General features: G+C 59.9%; 19 protein-coding genes. 9 read left to right on the top strand and 10 right to left on the bottom strand.

Annotated elements, in window-relative coordinates:
- Positions 1-35: 35 nt before the first annotated feature.
- Both IEX27_RS02990 and IEX27_RS02985 read left to right on the top strand, forming a co-directional pair.
- Entirely contained in the window at positions 36-812 is a 777-nt protein-coding gene (locus IEX27_RS02990) for an ATP12 family chaperone protein (RefSeq protein ID WP_188719432.1), read from the top strand.
- Positions 813-902: 90 nt separating this feature from the next.
- Positions 903-1,535, top strand: a complete 633-nt coding sequence (locus tag IEX27_RS02985; RefSeq protein WP_188719431.1) for a LysE family translocator — start codon at positions 903-905, stop codon at positions 1,533-1,535.
- 12 nt (positions 1,536-1,547) lie between these two features.
- On the opposite strand, the gene pssA is transcribed toward IEX27_RS02985, so the two are convergent.
- From pssA to gltX, 5 genes are all read right to left on the bottom strand, one after another.
- On the bottom strand, positions 1,548-2,258 hold the full coding sequence (gene pssA / locus IEX27_RS02980; protein ID WP_280516450.1) for a CDP-diacylglycerol--serine O-phosphatidyltransferase: 711 nt from the start codon (positions 2,256-2,258) through the stop codon (positions 1,548-1,550).
- A 377-nt stretch (positions 2,259-2,635) separates the two neighbouring features.
- Positions 2,636-3,619 (bottom strand): sulfatase-like hydrolase/transferase, encoded by a 984-nt coding sequence (locus tag IEX27_RS02975; RefSeq protein WP_188719429.1) that lies wholly within the window; start codon positions 3,617-3,619, stop codon positions 2,636-2,638.
- 181 nt (positions 3,620-3,800) lie between these two features.
- Entirely contained in the window at positions 3,801-4,145 is a 345-nt protein-coding gene (locus IEX27_RS02970) for a diacylglycerol kinase (protein WP_188719428.1), read from the bottom strand.
- 153 nt (positions 4,146-4,298) lie between these two features.
- Positions 4,299-5,588 carry a citrate synthase gene (gene gltA, locus IEX27_RS02965; protein ID WP_188719427.1) on the bottom strand — a complete coding sequence of 430 codons (1,290 nt, stop codon included), beginning with the start codon at positions 5,586-5,588 and terminating at the stop codon, positions 4,299-4,301.
- Positions 5,589-5,747: 159 nt separating this feature from the next.
- Positions 5,748-7,166: a glutamate--tRNA ligase gene (gene gltX / locus IEX27_RS02960; protein ID WP_188719426.1), complete on the bottom strand. Its 1,419-nt coding sequence runs from the start codon at positions 7,164-7,166 to the stop codon at positions 5,748-5,750.
- A gap of 126 nt (positions 7,167-7,292) precedes the next feature.
- Here gltX and IEX27_RS02955 point away from each other — a divergent pair, with 126 nt between their 5' ends.
- Together IEX27_RS02955 and eno are read left to right on the top strand one after the other, a co-directional pair.
- Entirely contained in the window at positions 7,293-9,635 is a 2,343-nt protein-coding gene (locus IEX27_RS02955) for a ComEC/Rec2 family competence protein (RefSeq protein WP_188719425.1), read from the top strand.
- Between the two features lie 125 nt (positions 9,636-9,760).
- Complete coding sequence (gene eno / locus IEX27_RS02950; protein WP_188719424.1) at positions 9,761-11,035, top strand: phosphopyruvate hydratase; 1,275 nt, start codon at positions 9,761-9,763, stop codon at positions 11,033-11,035.
- 60 nt (positions 11,036-11,095) lie between these two features.
- Here the strand turns inward: eno and otsA are convergent, their stop codons facing one another.
- Entirely contained in the window at positions 11,096-12,484 is a 1,389-nt protein-coding gene (gene otsA, locus IEX27_RS02945) for an alpha,alpha-trehalose-phosphate synthase (UDP-forming) (protein ID WP_188719423.1), read from the bottom strand.
- Positions 12,485-12,596: 112 nt separating this feature from the next.
- Positions 12,597-13,367 (bottom strand): trehalose-phosphatase, encoded by a 771-nt coding sequence (gene otsB / locus IEX27_RS02940; protein WP_188719422.1) that lies wholly within the window; start codon positions 13,365-13,367, stop codon positions 12,597-12,599.
- Positions 13,368-13,489: 122 nt separating this feature from the next.
- Here otsB and IEX27_RS02935 point away from each other — a divergent pair, with 122 nt between their 5' ends.
- Entirely contained in the window at positions 13,490-13,822 is a 333-nt protein-coding gene (locus IEX27_RS02935) for a hypothetical protein (RefSeq protein WP_188719421.1), read from the top strand.
- A 31-nt stretch (positions 13,823-13,853) separates the two neighbouring features.
- Here IEX27_RS02935 and IEX27_RS02930 read toward each other — a convergent pair whose 3' ends face one another.
- Positions 13,854-15,047, bottom strand: coding sequence for a pyridoxal phosphate-dependent aminotransferase (locus tag IEX27_RS02930; protein ID WP_188719420.1), 1,194 nt, complete (start codon positions 15,045-15,047; stop codon positions 13,854-13,856).
- 226 nt (positions 15,048-15,273) lie between these two features.
- Here IEX27_RS02930 and IEX27_RS02925 point away from each other — a divergent pair, with 226 nt between their 5' ends.
- From IEX27_RS02925 to IEX27_RS02915, 3 genes are all read left to right on the top strand, one after another.
- Positions 15,274-15,888, top strand: a complete 615-nt coding sequence (locus tag IEX27_RS02925) for an EF-hand domain-containing protein (protein WP_188719419.1) — start codon at positions 15,274-15,276, stop codon at positions 15,886-15,888.
- 233 nt (positions 15,889-16,121) lie between these two features.
- Positions 16,122-16,883, top strand: coding sequence for a DUF1194 domain-containing protein (locus IEX27_RS02920; protein WP_308642597.1), 762 nt, complete (start codon positions 16,122-16,124; stop codon positions 16,881-16,883).
- A 368-nt stretch (positions 16,884-17,251) separates the two neighbouring features.
- A complete protein-coding gene (locus IEX27_RS02915; protein ID WP_188719417.1) occupies positions 17,252-18,157 on the top strand; it encodes a LysR family transcriptional regulator in 906 nt (301 codons plus the stop codon).
- A gap of 30 nt (positions 18,158-18,187) precedes the next feature.
- Here the strand turns inward: IEX27_RS02915 and IEX27_RS02910 are convergent, their stop codons facing one another.
- Together IEX27_RS02910 and IEX27_RS02905 are read right to left on the bottom strand one after the other, a co-directional pair.
- A complete protein-coding gene (locus tag IEX27_RS02910) occupies positions 18,188-18,841 on the bottom strand; it encodes an exopolysaccharide biosynthesis protein (protein ID WP_188719416.1) in 654 nt (217 codons plus the stop codon).
- A 36-nt stretch (positions 18,842-18,877) separates the two neighbouring features.
- On the bottom strand, positions 18,878-19,516 hold the full coding sequence (locus IEX27_RS02905) for a DUF4893 domain-containing protein (protein ID WP_373869851.1): 639 nt from the start codon (positions 19,514-19,516) through the stop codon (positions 18,878-18,880).
- Between the two features lie 216 nt (positions 19,517-19,732).
- On the opposite strand from IEX27_RS02905, the gene IEX27_RS02900 reads away from it, so the two are divergent.
- Positions 19,733-19,864 (top strand): entericidin domain-containing protein, encoded by a 132-nt coding sequence (locus IEX27_RS02900; RefSeq protein WP_373869857.1) that lies wholly within the window; start codon positions 19,733-19,735, stop codon positions 19,862-19,864.
- Positions 19,865-20,454 lie beyond the last annotated feature (590 nt).

Here is a 20,454-nt window from a genome sequence, read left to right as displayed (position 1 = left end):
GGCAGGTCCATCACCTGCCGCCTATATGAAGCATCATGCGTGACCTTCTGAACGATCTTGAACAGGGCCAGAAGCCCGATCCCATCCGCCAGGCGCAGGAAAAGATGCGCCGGCCGCTGCCGAAGCGCTTCTACAAGGACGTTTTCGTCGTCGGAGAAGAGGGCGCGTACAAGGTGAAGCTGGACGAGCGTGCCGTGCGTACGCCGGGCGGCGCCGAACTCGTCGTTCCAACCGAGGGCGCTGCCCAGCTGGTTGCCGGTGAATATGCGGCCCAAGGCGAACACATCGATCCGATGTCGATGCCTGTCACGCGTCTCGTGAACACGGCGATTGATGGCGTGGCCACCGATCCGCAGGTCGTTCTGGAAGATGTGCTGCGCTACGCGTCATCCGACCTGATCTTCTATCGAGCAGATTCCCCTGAGCGCCTGGTGCAGAATCAGCGCGACGCGTGGGACCCGGTCCTCGAATGGATGGAAACGACCATCGGCGCGCGTTTCATGCTCGCCGAAGGGGTCATGCACGTCCAGCAGCCGAAGGAGACTTTGGCGGCTCTCGGTTCCTATCTCGTGCAGCGTCGTGAAACCTTCCGCCTTTCCGCGCTCCATGTGATGACGACACTGATGGGCTCGGCCCTGCTGGCGCTTGGAGTCGAGTCCGGCTTCCTCGAAGCTGAGGCAGGGTGGAACGCTGCCCATGTGGACGAGAACTGGAACATCAGTCAGTGGGGCGAAGACTCTGAAGCTGCGGCACGCATGGCTGCGCGCAAACGCGATATGCTGGCAGCAGTTGAGTTACTCAAGGTTCTATAAGTATTAATCGCTTACGGTTGGTCGTTGAACCTACAGTAGAACGTTAAAGTCGTCTCGGGTGTACCCTCTAGCTCTACCGGGGATCATCGCATGTCGTTTGAACAGTGGCTCGCATTTGCAGCGGCTTCAGCCGTCGTGGTGGCAATCCCCGGTCCGACGATCCTCCTCGTCGTCTCCTACGCGCTCGGACATGGGCGGAAGATGGCGGGCGCCACGATCGCTGGCGTCACCCTTGGCGACTTCACCGCCATGACCGCGTCCATGCTGGGGCTCGGTGCCTTGCTTGCCGCTTCGGCTACGCTCTTCACCCTGCTCAAGTGGGCAGGTGCGGCTTATCTCATCTATCTCGGCATCAAGCTTTGGCGAGCTCCTACTCGCACTGGATCAGCAGAGATTGGTGATGCGTCCCCGGAAAAGCCGTTCCGCATCTTCCTGCATACGTACGCAGTGACGTCGCTCAACCCGAAGACCATCGTCTTCTTCGTGGCCTTCCTGCCGCAGTTCCTCGATGCCACACAGCCGGTGGTATTCCAGATGGTCGTCTTCGAAGTGACGTTCCTGGTGATCGGCACGATCAATGCCACGCTCTATGCGCTGTTGGCTTCAGCTGTTCGCTCGAAGATCGGCAAGCCTGCCGTGCAGCAGGTTATCAACCGGGCAGGGGGATCGATGATGATCGGTGCCGGCCTGCTCGCGCTCAGCTGGAAGAAGGCCGCCATCTGACGCCAGCCACCTCTATCCCTTGGACGCTGGCTGCTGGACCATCCGTTCATGCCTGCAACTCATCCAGCTGAGCGGGATGGAGGACAGATATACCACAGTGAAGATCACCAGCGACGCACGCGGATAGGTCGCCACCACCCCCAGCAGTCCCACTGCCACCGCTATCAACCCAGCCATCGACGGCGACTTGCTTATGTGCCACCGCTTGCCGGAAAAGGTGGGGATGGTCGAAACCATCAGGAACGCGATCAGCAGGGTGTAGAGCCCCAACCATTGCATCGTCTCCGAGGTCGGCTCGAACAGGGAAACCGGCAAGAGGACCGTCACAGCCGCACTCGGCGTGGGCATGCCGGTGAAATAGGCTTTCTGCCATTCCTCCTTTACAGTCCCGGCATCGGCGTTGAAACGGGCGAGGCGGCAGGCCGAGGCGACGGCGAATGCCATCAGGCAAAAACTGACGGCTGCCGTCATCGCTTCGCCAGCCCAGAAGAACAGCAGGACGATCGGCGCCAAACCGAAGCTGAGAAAGTCGGCCAGGCTGTCGAATTCCTCGCCAAAGAGTGACGTCGTCCCGAGCATCCGCGCCAGCCGTCCATCAAGGCCGTCGAGAATGGCGGAGGCGATAATCGCCACCAGCGCATAATCGAAATGGCCTTCGATCGAAAAGCGGATGGAAAGAAGGCCGGCGCATAGCGCCAAACCCGTCACGACATTCGGTGTCATCCAGGCGAGACGGGGAGGATGTTTCCGTTCGCTCGCAAAATCTATGTACCTCATGGTGCCCCCCTTGTTCAGTGCATGATGGATTCCTTGCATGTGCGGATGTCGCCGCACACCTCGCCGAAGTCTTCAGGTGTGGTGAACCGCGCCTGTGCGCCTTGGCGTAGTTGAAGACCTCGGTCATGAAACGGTCGGTAACGGAGAGGCTTCCACTGGGCTCCACGCCCTCGGGCGAACCCAGCGCATAGGGAAAGTGCCCGCCATTTTTGTTGGCATAGATGAGGACACGGTCTCCTCGCGCCAGCTCCTCGAGAACAATTCTGACGAGTTCGTCATCAAGCTCGTGCGGGCTGATAGCACGGCCGAGCTCATGGAAGTCGTCAACCAGCAGCGCCTCGCGCGGGCGTTATCAGGTTCTGCAGTTTCCCGTACACGTCTTGAAACGTCGGTTGGGCGTCGATGAATAGGGTACGGTAGCCTGCTTCCCTGGCGTAATCCCAGATGGTTGGGCTCGTATGAACCGTCTCCACCAGGTATCGTCGGTCTGCCATGAAGCGCAGCAGCGCGTTCGACAGGTAGGAACAGTTTCCGGCCGAGACTGCCGGACCGAAATTCACCCAATGGTCGCGCAGCGACGCCAATTCTGGAGAAACCGGATTGCCTTCTTCGAGCGAGATGAAGTCTGCGCGAATGCTTTCGTCGACAACAAGAACAATTGCACGTGAAAGCGGCGTGCCGGCTGTCATGGAAACTCGTTGGCGCTCCTTGAAGGTGCCTGCCTTGATCTTGTAGGCCGCCACAGCCGAGAGCGAAATCGGAGAAAACTGCATTGGAAGAGCCTGGGAGCCCTTGCCGTCCCTCATGACGACAACACCGGCGATCAGCAGAACGGGCAGGACAGGAAGCAGAGGTGACCAGTAACGTGCCTTGAGCGTGTGTCGCAACGTTCGTGACGAGGGCGGCATGACGATGGCAACCACGAACAGAACGAATATGAACGCCGCCGATCGGATTGCGTCGGAAAAGTAGTTATAGGCATTCCCGGCATCATCCGATGACACCCAGAAATTGAGGACATCGAAGATGGTGAACTCTGCGCCCTGAACGATATAGTACCCGTATCCGGCTGCGCTTGCGATGCCCAGGGGTATGGCCCAAAGCGCCCGGACGGCGATGCCCGGCAGGAAAGCGATCACGAGCAGGGTCGCGACGGAAATCATCCAGATGAAGATGAAAATCGCCAGAGACAGCAGGCGCTGATCGCTGACAAGAACTCGCAGCCTGTCCCCAAAACCCTGGTTTGTTATGAGAACTAGGAGTAGGAGCAGCCCACACTTCAGGGTCAGAAGAATTCCTCTCTTCATTAGCGGCCCCATCCAGCTTGATCCAAACCGAGCCGTCCCCCGCGGCTTAAAGCTTGGCCGCCGCAAAGATGAATGCGAATTTTCCGACCGTACACTTGTCCGAAAGGTGACTTGGAGAAGAGGGGATCAGCCGAATGGCTACCCGGTCCGGCCAAACGCCCTGATGAGGGCATGGGTCAGGTCACTGGTAGAACAGTACAAGCAGCCAGCTGCTCACAAGCGTCAGAAATGTAAGGAGAGTGGTGGCGCTGGCGGCGTCCTTCGCCTTCTTGGCCAGCACATGCTCTTCCTTCGTCACCAGATCTACGGCCGCTTCCACCGCTGTGTTGATGAGCTCCGAGGCGAGTAGCAGGAAGCCGCTGCCAATGATGATCATGATGCGCAGGCCGTCCGTCAGGAAAAGCAGCGCACAGATGTCGGACAGGAGGACGAGGGCGAGCCATTGCCGGAAACTTGGCTCGGTGAGCCAGGTTTCATGAATACCGTCAACGGAATAACGGAATTTGCTATAGATAAGCTTGATCATGCGCCCAGGCCCCACCGACGGCTCCTGAGGCGCAGAATCGTCCTTTTGGAAGCCCTGATCAAGCTAATAGAACGGATGATGGCAGGGGCCGCCGTGGCAAAACAAAAAAGGCCGGGCGAAACACCCGGCCTTCCTGAAACTTTTATCGAGCGCTTAGCGCTTGGCGAGCGGTACGTAGTCGCGCTGCGGAGCACCGGTGTAGAGCTGGCGCGGACGGCCGATCTTCTGTGCCGGATCCTCGATCATCTCGCTCCACTGGGCGATCCAGCCTACGGTACGGGCCAAGGCGAAGAGAACCGTGAACATCGTGGTCGGGAAGCCCAGCGCCTTCAGCGTGATGCCCGAGTAGAAGTCGATGTTCGGGTAGAGCTTCTTCTCGATGAAGTACGGATCGGTCAGCGCGATGCGCTCCAGCTCCAGAGCAACCTCGAGCAGTGGATCGTCCTTAATACCGAGCTCGTTCAGAACCTCATGGCAGGTCTTCTGCATGATCTTGGCGCGCGGATCGTAGTTCTTGTAGACGCGGTGGCCGAAGCCCATGAGACGGAACGGATCGTTCTTGTCCTTGGCGCGTGCAACGAACTCGGGAATGCGGTCCACCGAACCGATCTCGGCCAGCATGTTGAGCGCTGCTTCGTTCGCACCGCCGTGAGCAGGGCCCCAGAGGCAGGCGATGCCGGCCGCGATACATGCGAACGGGTTAGCACCCGACGAACCGGCGAGACGAACGGTCGAGGTCGAAGCGTTCTGCTCGTGGTCGGCGTGAAGAATGAAGATGCGGTCCATCGCGCGGGCGAGGATCGGGTTCACCTTGTATTCCTCGCACGGCACCGAGAAGCACATGTGCAGGAAGTTCGACGAGTAGTCGAGCTGGTTCTTCGGGTACATGAAGGGCTGGCCGACATGGTACTTGTAAGCAAGCGCAGCAATCGTCGGCATCTTGGCGATCATGCGGATCGAAGCGACCATGCGCTGATGTGGATCGGAGATGTCCGTCGAGTCGTGGTAGAAGGCCGACAGGGCGCCGACGATACCGCACATGACAGCCATCGGGTGCGCGTCGCGGCGGAAGCCGGTGAAGAACTTCAACATCTGCTCATGCAGCATCGTGTGATGCGTCACGCGGTAGTCGAAGTCTTCCTTCTGTGCCTTGGTCGGCAGTTCGCCGTAGAGAAGCAGGTAGCAGGTCTCGAGGAAATCGCCCTGCTCGGCCAGCTGCTCGATCGGATAACCGCGATAGAGCAGAACGCCTTCGTCACCGTCGATGTAGGTAATCTTCGATTCGCAGCTTGCGGTCGAAGTGAAGCCTGGATCGTAGGTGAATGCTCCGGTCTTTGCATAGAGCGAGGAGATGTCGACCACGTCCGGGCCGATAGTGCCTTTTCGAGTCGGGAACTCGCTGATTTTCCCGCCAAGCTCTAATTTGGCATTCTGATCGGACATGGTGTCACCTCTTAATTATTGGCTGAACGTGAACGAAATGGACCTCCCGGCGCGGCACTTAAAACGGTCGACCGGCGAGCTTTAGCTATCGCATTGCAAGGATGTTGCCAAGGAGTGCATCGCAAATAATGCGATGCAATATATCCATATTTGACATCCCTAGAGCTGGTCGCGGATGCGGCCGAGACTTTCGTCTCGTCCCAGCACGGCAAGCACGTCGAAGATGCCCGGGGACGTCGTGCGGCCACAGAGTGCTGCGCGCAGCGGCTGTGCCACCTTGCCCAGCTTACGGCCTGATTTTTCCGCATAGGCGCGTACCACGGCGTCGGTCGATTTCGCAGTCCATTCGGTGAGCGCCTCGAAATCAGCAACCAGCTCGGACAGGATTTCACGGGCTTCATCATTGAGGAGTGCTGCTGCCTTTTCGTCGAGGACAAGCGGGCGATCAGCAAACAGGAACTGAGAGCTGTCCAGCAGCTCGACCAGCGTCTTTGCACGCTCCTTCAGCCCCGGCATGGCAGCAACAAGCTGCTCGCGGCGCGTGTCGTCGAGCTTTGCGAGGAACGCGTTGCCGCCTTCCAGGTAGGGAAGCGTGTCGAGGAAGATCTTCGTCAGCTCGCGATCATCCATCTGGCGCATGTGGACGCCGTTCAGCGCTTCCAGCTTCTGGAAATCGAAACGGGCTGCACCCTTGTTGATGTCGGTCACCTCGAACCACTCGATCATCTGCTCGATGGACATGACCTCGTCGTCGCCATGGCTCCAGCCGAGGCGGACCAGGTAGTTGAGGAGGGCGGAAGGCAGGTAGCCCATCGCGCGGTAGGCGTCGACGCCAAGCGCGCCGTGACGCTTCGACAGCTTCGCGCCATCCGCACCATGGATCAGCGGCACGTGCGCCCAGATCGGCACATCCCAGCCCATGGCTTCGTAGATCACTGACTGGCGGGCAGCATTGGTGAGATGGTCGTCACCGCGGATCACATGCGTGACGCCCATGTCGTGATCATCGACCACAACGGCGTGCATGTAGGTGGGCGTGCCATCGGAACGCAGGATGATGAAATCGTCCAGATCCTTGTTGGGGAAGCGGATGTCGCCCTGCACCTGGTCGCGCACCAGCGTGTCGCCATCAAGCGGCGCCTTGATGCGGATGACGGGCTTCACACCCTCAGGGGCCTCGGACGGATCGCGGTCACGCCAGCGACCGTCGTAGCGCGGCGGCTTGCCGGCGGCGCGGGCCTCCTCACGCATCTGGTCCAGCTCTTCAGGTGACGCATAGCAATAGTAGGCCTTGCCCAGACGCACCAGCTCCTCGGCCACCTCACGGTGACGGCCAGCGCGCTCGAACTGCGAAATCGGCTCGCCTTCCCAGGTGAGGCCCAGCCACTGCAGACCCTCAATGATCGCGGCGGTTGCTTCCGGCGTGGAGCGCTGGCGGTCGGTGTCTTCGATGCGCAGCAGCATCTTGCCGCCCGTATGGTTGGCATAGAGCCAGTTGAACAGCGCGGTTCTCGCGCCTCCGATGTGAAGGAAGCCGGTGGGCGAGGGGGCAAATCGCGTAATGACGGTCTTTGACATGACTTCTTGCTGCTTTCGCAATTTCGCGCGGCCGCGATGGCGAGGCGCGAGGGTAGAAATTGTTGGCCCGTCATGTACCATAGGTATCAGAGGGTGCAAGCCTGTCGGGCCTTGGGGGGACCGAACATGAGCATAAACCTGTCCGGTCCGGCCGTCGATGAGCGCGCTCAGTTCGCGCAGGCCGAACTATCGGAACACGCCAGCGTCCTCGTTCCACGGGCTTCGCAGGGTGTCGACCTGCCTGCTACCCGCCCATCGGTTCAACTTCGCCCCTGGGCCATAGAACGGGCCGCCAGGACACACGCCTGGCTCAAGGAACAATGTGCGACGGAACTGGCGCGCGGCGCAGGCTTTCTTTGTCTGCCGGTATTTCTTGGCGCAGGGGCCGTGCTCTACTATGCGCTGCCGGAAGAGCCCGGCGCAATTGCGCTAGTCTCGACCGCCGCATGCCTTGGCATTCTGGTCTGGCTGGCGCGGCAGCGGTCACTACTCTTCTTCGTTCTTGCTGCACTCCTGACTGTCGTTCTCGGAAGCACATCCGCCAAGATGGAGGTCTGGCGCGCGTCGACGCCCATGCTTGGGTCGGATATTGCGACGCGCATCACAGGCCGCGTCGTTCGAATCGAGCATCAGGCTACCGGGCGTGTGCGGCTGACGCTCGACGTGATGAAGACGGAGCGTCCGACGCTTCGCTATGCGCCGGAGCGAGTCCGGATAACGGCGCGCAAGATCCCGGAGAATTTGCGATCCGGTGATGTGGTGGAAGGGTTTGCGCGCCTTTTGCAGCCATCGGGGCCGGTTCGTCCCGGCGGCTATGATTTTGCCTTCGGGAATTATTTCAGCGGGCTGGGTGCAACCGGGTTTTTTCTCACCGACGTTGTTCCAGTGGCGGATGATCAGCCGCCGACAATCTTGGAGCGGCCGATGCGCACGTTGGAGTCTATCCGGGAAGCGCTGGCTGACCGCATCAGGCAGCACGTGTCAGGACCCGAAGGGGAAGTCGCCGTCGCACTCATCACCGGCTATCGCGCAGGCATTCCGGAAGAGATGAACGAGGCGCTGCGGCGGTCCGGACTTGCGCATGTGCTCTCCATCTCCGGTCTGCACATGGCGCTCGTCGCCGGAACCGTCATGCTGATGATCCGCTTCGGCTGCGCCTTGTTTCCGGTGTTTTCTTCAAGCTTCCCGGTCAAGAAGTTTGCGTCGTTGGCCGCGCTTCTCTTCTGCACGCTTTATCTGTCTCTCTCCGGGGCTGATGTGGCTGCGCAGCGGAGCTATTTCATGCTGGCCGTCATGCTTGTTGCGACCCTCTTCGACCGGGCGGCAATCTCCATGCGCAACGTTGCCATTGCAGCGACGGTCATCCTGATCGTCGCGCCGCACGAGGTTATCGGACCAAGCTTCCAGATGTCTTTTGCGGCCACGGCGGCGCTGGTTGCAGGCTATGCCGCCTGGACCGAGTGGCGCAGCAGCCGACTAGCGAACCGTACACCCCCTTCTAGCCACGTCGCCGCGAAGCTTGCTCGCTATATGCTGGCGGCCGTGGGTGGGCTTGCGCTCACATCAATCATCGCGGGAACGGCGACGGCGATCTATGGCATCTGGCATTTCCAGCGCGCGACACCTTTATCCTTGCCAAGCAATCTGGTTGCGATGCCTGCGATTTCGGCGGTGGTCATGCCTTGTGCGGTGCTGGCCATTCTTGCGCTGCCTTTTGGGCTCGAAGGCTTCTTCCTGAAAACCATGCAATGGGGCATAAGCGTCATGGTGGATGTGGCGACCTGGTTTTCCGAGAGGACGCCCGTGGATGCGGTGGGCCTGCTCCCGCTAGGCGGGATGCTGTGGTTCACGGCCGCGTTGCTCGTGCTGGTCGGGTCGACGACGCGTCTGCGGCTCCTGGCATTGCCGCTTGCAGCCTTTGGATTTGCCGCGGTGATGGAACGTAGCTTCCCGGATGTGATGATCACGGAGGATGCGCGTCTGGTGGCCATCCGTGGGGAGGGCGGCACACTGGCGGTGAACCGCCCGCGACCATCGGGCATTGCTATCGATGACTGGAAGCGGGCGCTGGCCTCCGAAACAGTGGTCACCCCGCAGAAGGGTTCTGTGGATGCCACAACAGCTTCCGATCGCTTCATCTGCGAAGAGGGTGTCTGCCTTGCACGGCACGACACGGGAGCACTCATCGTGCAGGCGCAGAAGGCAGGCTCGGTGACGCCGTATTGCACCCAGGCGGCGATTATCGTCGTGGAGGATGCGACTGTCGAACATCCTTGCGGAGACAATCAGACAGCCGTGGTGCTGACGGGGCGAGATCTGGCGCGGAGAGGATCGGCTGCCATTTATCTTTCAGAGCGGGGCAGTGGCCCCCGGCTGGTGCAGGCGATCGATGAGCCGTGGCGACCGTGGCACGAATACAGGGCGTTTTCCCGCGCCTCACGCGGACTTCCGCCGCCTGAAAAGCGTTAGGTGTTAAAATCGCTTCCATATAATCGGTTTACCTCCGGCATCGCCTTTCCGGCGCATTGTGTTTTCTGGCTCGTAGGGTAAGAGAGGCGCAAATCTCCAACTTCTTCCAACCCGGAGGACACTACATGACTGCCATCGTCGATATCATCGGCCGTGAAATTCTCGACAGCCGCGGCAACCCGACCGTAGAAGTCGATGTCGTTCTGGAGGATGGTTCCTTCGGACGTGCAGCGGTTCCGTCGGGTGCGTCCACAGGCGCACACGAAGCTGTTGAGCTGCGCGATGGCGGTCCGCGCTATCTTGGCAAGGGCGTGCAGGGCGCTGTTGATGCCGTTAACGGCGAAATTTTTGAAGCGCTGGGCGGCATGGAAGCCGAGCAGCAGCTTCACATCGACGAGACGCTGATCGAGCTCGACGGTACGCCGAACAAGAGCCGCCTTGGCGCGAATGCGATCCTCGGCGTTTCGCTCGCGGTTGCAAAGGCTGCCGCCCAGTCCGCCGGCCTGCCGCTCTACCGCTACGTTGGCGGCGCTTCGGCCCACGTTCTGCCAGTTCCGATGATGAACATCCTGAACGGCGGCGCGCATGCCGACAACCCCATCGACTTCCAGGAATTCATGATCATGCCGGTCGGCGCTGAGAGCTTCAGCGAGTCCCTGCGTGTCGGTGCGGAAGTGTTCCACACGCTGAAGTCCGCACTCAAGGCTGCCGGCCACAACACAAACGTCGGTGACGAGGGCGGTTTCGCTCCGAACCTGAAGAGTGCTGAGGAAGCCCTGGACTTCATCATGAAGTCGGTCGAGAAGGCCGGGTTCAAGCCAGGCGAAGACGTCTACATCGCACTCGATTGCGCGTCGACGGAGTTCTTCAAGAACGGTGCGTACAATTATGAAGGTGAAGGCGTTTCCCGCGACGGCGCCGCTCAGGCAGAGTACCTCGCGAAGCTGGTGGACGGTTATCCGATCATCTCCATCGAAGACGGCATGGCCGAAGATGATTTCGACGGCTGGAAGCAGCTGACGGACCTCGTCGGCTCCAAGTGCCAGCTGGTTGGTGACGACCTGTTCGTGACGAACTCCGCGCGTCTGACCGACGGCATCCGCATGGGCATCGCCAACTCGATCCTCGTGAAGGTCAACCAGATCGGCACGCTGAGCGAGACGCTTGACGCCGTTTCCATCGCGCACCGCGCGTCCTACACGGCGGTCATGTCGCACCGTTCGGGCGAGACCGAAGATTCGACGATCGCCGATCTCGCGGTTGCGACGAACTGCGGACAGATCAAGACCGGCTCGCTGGCCCGTTCGGATCGGCTCGCCAAGTACAACCAGCTGCTGCGTATCGAGCAGGAACTCGGCCGTCAGGCCCGCTTCGCAGGACGCTCGATCCTGCGCGGCTAAGCTGCTCCTAGCATTCATAAAAACGGCCCTGCAGGCATTCGCTTGCAGGGCCGTTTTGCTTTAACAGTTCGCTGGCGTGTACTGGTTGTTCTCCAGCGCGTCCATGAAGGTGTTGAGCCACCAACGTGCATCCTTCTTGCGGATGCGATCGATGAGAGCCTGCTGGCGTTCCTGCCGCTCACCAAGCGGCATCGTCAACGCATGGCATAGCGTGCGAGCCATATCATCGCTATCATAAGGGTTTACGATCAAAGCTTCACGCAATTCTTCAGCAGCGCCGGCAAACTTGGACAGCACCAGAACCCCCGGATTGTCGATAGACTGAGCTGCGACGTACTCCTTAGCGACCAGGTTCATGCCGTCGCGCAGGGGCGTCACAAAGCCCACCTGGCTTGCGCGGAAGAGCGCTGCCAGCGCATCACGCGGGACGGTGCCGTACATGTAGCGCACAGGCGTCCAGTTGAAGTCTGCGAACCGACCGTTGATCGCGCCTGAAAGCGCCTCGAGCTCCTTGCGGATCTCGACATAGGCTTCCACCTCTTCGCGCGTTGGCGTCGCGATCTGCATGAGGGCGACGTTCTTGCGCAGCTCCGGAAAGAGCTCGAGCAGACGGCCGAAGGCGCGCAGGCGGTCCGGTAGGCCCTTGGTGTAGTCGAGCCGATCGACGCCAATGATCTGTTGACGGCCCAGAACGCGGCGACGGTGCATTTCGATCTGCACCTCCTCGTTGCCCTGCTGCGCCATCTGGTTGAAGGCGTCGACGTCAATGCCGATGGGGAAGCAGCCGGCGATGACCTCGCGATCGTCGATCTTTATGCGGTTGCCATTCATCTGGTAGCCGAGCTGGTCTTCCACGTAGTGCTGCAGATTGCCGAGGTCGGTGTTTGTCTGGAAGCCGATGACGTCGAAGTCGAGCAGGGATTCAACCAGCCAGCGATGCTTCGGAACGGCAGCCATGATCTCCGGTGGCGGGAAGGGGATGTGGAGGAAGAAGCCGATCCGCTGGGTGCAGCCGCGCTGGCGCAGCTCCGAGGCAAGCGGGATCAGATGATAATCGTGGATCCAGATGACGTCATCCGGCTGCAGGACGGTGAGCAGTGCATCGGCGAACTTGCCGTTCACACGGCGATAGCCATCGAGGAAATCGGATTTATAATCAACAAGATCGAGCCGGTAGTGAAAGAGCGGCCAGAGAACGCTGTTCGAGAACCCCAGATAAAATTCTTCGTAGTCCTGCTGGGTCAGCGGGATCGTTGCCTGTGTGACCGGACCGATTTTTCGGATACGCGGTTCTGGAGGCTCTTCATACTTCAGCGTCTGCCCATCCCAGCCGAGCCAGACGCCACCGCGCTGGCGCAAGGCATCGCCCACACCGACAGCCAGGCCACCGGCCTGCGCCGAGCTTGATAGATCCGCAACGCGGTTCGAGACGATCACTAGTCTGTTCATCGAACGATCTCCCTAGGATCAGCATGATCCGACAGCCGAAATGTCATGGATGACAACCTGTTCCATCGAGCGTGACGTTCTCTGCTCTTGCTCATGAATGTCGCTTGATCTCCTATGCTTCAGGTTTTGGAAAAGTCTGGGCGAGGGCGGTTAGCCACTCGGAAAGTTCTTCCGGGCCGGACGCGCGGTACATGGCTGCGGTGGCGCCTTCGCCGATGCGCACGGTCACCCCGCCCGATTGGCGGACAATGGGAAAAGCTTCCTCGTCCGTCACATCATCTCCGACAAAGAAGGGCTGCTTTCCGGCAAAGGGCGCTTCCTGCATGAAGGCGCGGATGGCCGCTCCCTTGGAGGCGCTGCCGGCCTTTACCTCAAGCACCATCTTGCCGGGGAGCACATGCAGGTCCGGGTAAGGAGCCGTGCTCGTTGCGACCTGAGCAACGCACTCGTCAGCCAGATCCGGGCGCTGGCGGAAGTGAAGCGCGATGGAGCCGCGCTTTGGCTCAAGGATGAGGCCGGGATTGCGGATCACGAATTGTGAGAGTTGCTCGGAGACGTCCTTCAACGCTTCTTCGTTGATTGGCACCCCGTGAATTACGCCATCGGCACTTCGTCTCTCCAGCCCATGGACACCAGCAACCGGAAGCTCCAGCGGAGAGAGGAAGCGGTCGATATCATCGATGCGTCGGCCCGTGACGATCGCCAATGCGCTGGTCTTCGCCAGGCTGGCAATGGCGTTCATGGTCTGAATGGGAACTGAAACGGCGTCCGGATGTTCAACAATCGGCGCGAGCGTACCGTCAAAATCGAGAAAAAATGCTGTTCGTTCTGGATGAAAGGTAGAAAAGTCGAGTGCTGAAATAGGTTGAACTGGATCTGACATCGCGCTCTGGTTGGAAGAACCTCTGGGGAGTTAGGAGCCTTTTCACAGGCCTAACGGATCATAATGCAGCATTCCGCGTTTGGTTCCCGAGCGCGGGGAATTTTGCGTGTGGAGGCGGAGAAATGCGTAAGTTTAAGGTTGGCGCGTTGGCGATGGCTGCGCTTGTGACAGGCATCTCAATGGCAGAGGCCCAGCAGGTGCGACGGCCGGATGTTCGCAGCATGACGTGCGACCAGGCCAAAATGCTGGTCGAGCAAGAGGGCGGAATCGTGCTGACCACTGGGCCGCATACTTACGACCGCTACGTGGCGGATCAGATGTATTGCCCGACCGGCCTCGATATCAAGGATGCATGGGTCGACACCGGGGATGGCCAGTCCTGCCGCATCGGCTACACGTGCGTGGCCGAGTCGCGTTTCGAGCGCTTCGACTCCATGCGCATCCTGAGAGATTGAGCGTCAGGTTTACCCTGACGCTCGGGATGCCTTACTCAGCGGCATCGGCGCGCCTTACATAGTTCTTTGCGAAACGGCGGATACGCTCCGCAGCCGTCTTGAGCAGGTGCTCCTCCTGGCACATGGAGAAGCGCAGGTGTCCCTGCGCGGCCTCGCCGAAGCTCGTTCCCGGCAGAGCTGCGATCTGCTCTGCATCGAGCAGCGCCCAGGCGAAGGTTTCCGCATCCGGCTCGATCGCTGATACGTCGAGCATCACATACATCGCGCCTTCCGAACCACGGATGACGATGTTTTCAGCACCCTCCAGCGCGTCCATGAAAATCTTGCGGCGCGCCTTGTAGCGGTCTGCAATCTCATCCACGCCATAGCGCTTCTCGACCGCTGCCACGGCAGCGTGCGAGATGAAATCGGCCATGCCGTAGCTCGACACGATGTTGAGGTTGATCAGCTTCAGGATGACTTCCGCAGGTGCGGTGAGCCAGCCGAGACGCCAGCCCGTCATGCCGTGGCTCTTCGACAGCGAGTTCACGACCAGCGTGCGCTCCTTCATGCCGGGCAGCGACCGTGGGGAGACGTGCTCGCGGCCTGCAGCCAGTGTCCAGTAGACTTCATCGGAGAGGAGCCACAGGTCGTGCCGGCGGCAGATGTCGGCAATGGCCTCGATCATTTCGCGTGAATAGACGGCGCCCGTCGGGTTGTTGGGCGAGTTGATCATCAGCAGACGCGTCTCGGGACGGATTGCTGCTTCGATGTCCTTCGGATCGGGAGCAAAGCCAAGCTCGGGCCGCGCGGTAACTTCCGTCAGCGTCGCGCCCGCTGCCCGTATTGTGCCCGGGTAGGTGGCGTAATAGGGCGCGACGACAATCGCGTGATCGCCCACGTCCAGCGTTGCCTGGCAGGCTGCGAACAGCGCGCCCTGGCCACCCTGGGTGACGATGATCTCCTCAGCCGCCGTCTCGGTGCGGGTGCATTCTTCCGTCATCTTCGCAAGCGCGCTGCGCAGACGCGGCAGGCCCGGAAGCTGGATATAGTGATGTTTCCCGGAGCGCAGCGCATCGATGCAGGCATCCACCGTTCCTTCCGGCGTGTCGAAGTCGTGGTCGCCAACGGAAAGCATCAGGATCGGCTCGCCCGCCTGCTTACGGGTGAGGGCCGCGAAGTGGACTTCCCATCCGTCCTTTCCGGAAGGCATGATGCCGGTGATACGATTGGAAAGCTTGGGCATGATCAGATGCTCTCTTAAAACTACGCTATCTGTTGATGGGTGGCCGATAGGGCAGGTCAATGTCAAGACAAAGGCTGCCTGCGCTTACGGAGTCGTTATGCGAACTGCCTGTTATCTTACACGATTGTAATGATCTGGCCACGTCTCGGTAATGTTCGGACCGCTACAAAGGTCACATAGGGACATGACAAGCCGAACCTCTCGGCGAGACTACTTGGAGAAAGACATGCTACGCAAAATCCTCTTGTCGGCTGTAGCCATTTCCGTTGTTGCCGGCCCGCTGGCGATGGCGCAGGAACAGACTGCCCCCGCGGAGAAGCACGCAGCTGCCCAGTCCCAGAAGAGCCGTGGTTTTGGCCGGATCGATGCAGACAAGGACGGGTTCATCACGCCTGAAGAATTCGGCAAGCGTCGCATCGATGCGCTGAAGACGGCCGACGCCAATGGTGACGGTGAGCTTTCCCAGGAAGAGCTTGTGGCCTTCATCCAGAAGCGCGAGTTCGAACGTCGTGCCCGTGCAATGTCCCGCCGTCTCGACGTGGATGGTGATGGCAAGGTGACCATTGCGGAGCTGGAACGCCAGAACGAGAAGCATCTCGCCCTGCTCGACACCAATGACGACGGCAAGGTGAGCCCGGAAGAGCTGCGTCGCGCCCACCGCGTCATGGGCAAGGGCATGGGACCGGGACATATGGGACCACGCCACATGGGCGCCGACCAGAAGCATGGACGTTGGGAGGGCCGTGGTGCTCCTCACTTCGGTCAGTTCCGCGATCACCGGATGGCGCCGGATCACGTTACGACGGATGCACCGGCCGCTGAAACACCGGCAGCGCAGTAAAGCTTGTTCGGAATACTCTCCCGCTTGATATGAGGGACAAATAAAACGGTCTTGCCGCCCTTCTCGGGGGCGGCAAATGCCTGCCCGCCAAGGCTTAGTGCCAAAAAAGTGATCATCCGGGCAGGATTTTCTTTTACGTGTTTATTGTCACAGCCCGGGATGCGCCTACAATTTCCTGCATGAGGTGGATAAGTCGCGCATTTCAAGCCGTAGTGCTGACTGGTGTTTTGCTGATGCCTTCCCTGGGACAGGCTCAGGAAGAGGTCGATGTAGAGATCATTCTGGCCGTCGACGTTTCCCTTTCCATGTCGCCCACCGAACTCGAGATCCAGCGTCGCGGCTATGCCGAGGCGCTTCAGCATGAAACCGTTCTGAAGGCGATCCACGACGGAGTCTACGGTCGCATCGCGCTTGCCTATTTCGAATGGGCCGGCAGTTTCTCCCAGCGTGTTGTAGTGCCCTGGACCTCCATCAGTTCGGCGGAGGATGCAAAGAAGGTGGCTGATCGCCTGTCGGTCGATCCGTCAAACAGCGCACGACGCACGTCTATCTCCGGTGCGCTGGACTTTGCAGGCGATCTGTTCGCCGAGAGCCCCTACAAGGGGTTACGCCGCGTTCTTGATATTTCAGGTGACGGTCCGAACAACCAGGGCCGACCTGTCGCAGATGCTCGGGACAAGCTGGTGAACAATGGCATCACCATCAATGGCCTGCCTCTCATGACGTCGTCCGGCTACAGCTCCAGCTATGATGTGGAAGAGCTCGACGTCTATTACAGCGAGTGTGTTGTGGGTGGCCCGGGGGCGTTCACCATTCCAGTCAATGACTGGTCGCAGTTCGCGGAAGCGGTGCGCCGGAAGCTCGTGATCGAGCTGGCGGACAATGGGATGGATCTTGGTGAGGCGAAGGTGATCAGGATTCAGGCCAGGGCGCCTTATGATTGCCTGGTGGGCGAGAAGCGCTGGCAGGGCCGCATGCTGCAGTGGCAGCAGTAGATCACTCTCAGTGGCACATGGAAAAACGGAGCGCTGGCGAGTAGCGCTCCGTATCAGTTTGTGAATTTACAGCGAGGTCGCATTCAATCACCCTAGCACTCGTTGGCACGAGATGAGGGTGAGGACCATCTGGAGCTGGTTGGCCAGCCGATGTCCTTTTGCAGTTCTGCAGGCAAGCTGCGCAGCATCCGTTCAGTCTGCCGCTGCCGCCACCGCAGCCTGTGTCTCTCCAGAAGGTTCGTAAGTGTCAGTAGTAACATCGTTCAACTCCATCCCTTGAGGTCTGCAGCTTGACTATGCAGGCAGTTTGACGTTCAATCAAACGCAATGAACTTATGTTATCGATCAATCTTATTGAAGGTTTGATCATGAATGCACCCTTCAACCATCCGATGCCGTTGCTCGAACTGGACGTGCTGCGTACGTTCGTTGCAATCGCTGAGACCGGAAGCTTCACCACCGCGGCCAATATGGTGTTCCGCACACCCTCGGCGGTTTCCATGCAGATCAAGAAGCTGGAGGAGATCGTGGGGCGATCGGTATTCTCGCGTGATGCCCGCTCCGTGACGCTGACCGCCGATGGCGAGATCCTGCTTACCTATGCCAGGCGGCTCTTGGCACTCAACCGGGAGGCGGTGTCGAAATTCGTGCTCTCCGATATCAGCGGCGTGGTGCGGTTGGGTTCGCCCGACGACTATGGCGAGCGGGTCCTGCCGAGCGTGCTGAAGCGCTTTTCGTTGTCGCATCCTTCGATTGCGGTTGATGTGGTGATCGACGTCAGCACAAACCTGCGCAGGCGTATTGCCAGCCGGCAGCTGGACATCACGCTTCTGACCTGCACCGACGTGGCCGCGGATCCAACGGCCGAAATTCTCTTGAGTGAGCCGATCGTGTGGGCAGGGGCCAAGGGAGGCTGCGCGCATCTGCGCGATCCTCTGCCGCTATCCCTTTGGGAAGAGGGCTGCGCCTGGCGCGCCTCGGCGCTGCAATCGCTGGCGGGCACCGACCGGAAGTTCCGGATTGCCTATATGAGCGCCTTTTCGGCGGGCCAGCGGGCGGCAATCCTCGCCGACCTTGCCGTGGCTCCGCTGCCGAAATCCTTCCTCGGACCGGACATGGTCGAGCTCACGACAGACGACGGCTTGCCAGACATGGGGAATTATCAGATCGGCATGCTGGTGGCGCCAGATGCATCGGCGCCGGTGCGCGCGGTGGCCGATCATATCCGCGCAACGTTCGAGATGTTTTCGGAGACCCAGAAGGTCCAAGCGTAAAGAGCGCCACCTGGCGCTCTTTCTCATTTCTCAGCTGAAAACCATACTGGCCATGACGCCGGCGGTGCCAAATACCAGCCCCAGCATCGTGACGGAGATGACGACGGTCAGGCTCGCGGCCACCAGAACAAGGCCATCACGCTCGGCGAGCGCCAGCCCGAAGAGCGCGCAGGCAAGTGCGGGAAACCAGTTCCCGAATGGGATCGGCAGGGTCACCACCGTTCCAAGCACCAGCGCCACAAGGCCGATCACGCGCTCAGCCGTCTTGGAGTTGCCGAAGGGCCAGTAACGCGGGCGAACGAGGCTCTCGAGCCATTGCAGGCGCGGCAGCATCTTCTCGGAAAGCTTGCGGAACTGCTCGGCGGTGAGCGACTTCGACAGCAGGAAATTTGGCAGCCACACCGCCTCGCGGCCACTCACCATCTGCATGGCGACCAGCATCAGCGGCAGGCCAAGGACCAGCGTCGTGCCGGGGGGCAGGGGCAGGAGGTTCAGGAGCGCGAAGAAGAGGAGCAGCGTCGCAAAGCTGCGCTCGCCGAGTGCGTCGCGGATCTCCTGTACGCTGACGCTGTGTCCAGCGCGGGCACATAGCTCCTCAACGATGCAGGACAGGCGACGTCTCGTGTGAAAGGCTGCAACCCGCGCAGGCAGTGCCAGACCCTCAGAACTTTCGTCTAGTTTCATTCACTCATTTTCGCTTGGGTTGATGCGGTGCCATGTTTAGCGCCGATCGCTTTCAGATGGTATCGGAACATGGCGGAATTCAAGAATATCGAGTTTTGATTCACGCGCAGGCAGTGGAAATTCGATGCGCCATTCAACCTCGCCGCTGCGGAAGGCATAGCCAACCTGGTCGGTTTCGGGACCAGAGCCATAGGGGGGGGGCTTGTCGCCAGCGACGTAGAACGAGCCGAGATAGGTGAGTCGCGTATCGCTGTCGGTGAAGAAGCGCCCCATCGTCCGCTGCGAACCAGTTTCCTTCGTTAACTTCCAGCCGGAACCATCGTCAGTGATCCGGCAACGGAACCAGTCATAGATGACGAGGGAAGCGAGGCCGCCGGCCTTGATGGTGCGGCATTGCCAGGAGCCGGAGAGGTCAAGGCCGGAGAAGGGCAGCTGCTCCCTCGAGAGGATCTGCTCAAGCGTGGCGACGTCTTCGGGGTTGCCGCCCGCCCGCGCTTCATCGAGGGCGGTGGCGCGTGCAGTCTCATACTGCTCGAGCCGCGCCTTGTCGGCTTCGGTGATCAGGCTCAGAATTTCTCCGTCGGCGGCAGCCGGAACGGGTGCGAGAAGCACCAACGCCGCAATGTAACCGGAACGCATGATATTGATCATTTCGTAGGCGGGCGAGGATTCCATCGCCGCATTTTTACGTGATTGCGTCCGGTGTTAAAGCGCGAAAACGACGCGAATAAGGTCGCGTGGAAAATTCCTCGCCAGAACGTTTCCCGCTGTTCCGGACGGAAAAACGGTTCCCACTTTTCTTTAGCAGGTGAACTATTTGAGAGTGCGCGCGTTTGGACGGTATCGCTTCAAACATTCGCCAGGAGAAATATGATGATCCAGCGCCTTCTCATGCTTGTGCTCGCTGCAGGACTGGCAGCCGGTTGCTCCAACACCATTCGTGGTGCCGGCCAGGATACGGCCAATGTCGTGAATGCAACGCAATCGGCAGGTCAGAACGTGGGTAACGCTGCGGCTTACTAATTCCGCACCACGCCACAAAGAGAAGAGGGCGAGGGGGGCAGACTGCCCCACTTCGCTTACTCATACATACTGACGCTGAACGCCGCACGGCTGATACGCTCTAAGAGCAAATCTTGCTCCGGTACGCGAGACCTTATCCGGAGCAGGTGGCTCAATCAGCCGCCGTGCTCTCATTTCTAAACGCGTTGCGTTACCATCTGGTTAGCGCCGCAGAAGCTTTTGGAAATTTTCTGAAGATTGCAAAGCCGCAGGCGATGAGGCGGATGCACGAGCATCGACGCGAGAGATGCGGCTGGAGAGTTGCAGGTCAACGCTGGGGGCAACTCATGGGAAGATATGCGCGCATTTCCGTTGGACGGGATGCGAACCTGTTACATGAAGCCGAATGGACCTGCGCATCCGGCCAGTAAGCAGCAACTGGGATCCGGCTATAGGCCGGGAACGAGCGTTGCCAAGGCCAACACAACAAAAGCCGCGGTCATGATCCAGAACGGCTGTACCGGAAGCACTGGCAGGATGGAAAAGACTGCGAGCAGCGCAACAACTGCCAGAACCAATGCAACTAGAAATATTATTTGTGTGGGTGCATT

It is taken from the genome of Nitratireductor aestuarii (genome assembly GCF_014641695.1).
Lineage (GTDB): Bacteria > Pseudomonadota > Alphaproteobacteria > Rhizobiales > Rhizobiaceae > Chelativorans > Chelativorans aestuarii.
Note: the sequence above shows the minus strand (reverse complement) of the source record. Positions and strands in the feature narration are given on the sequence as shown.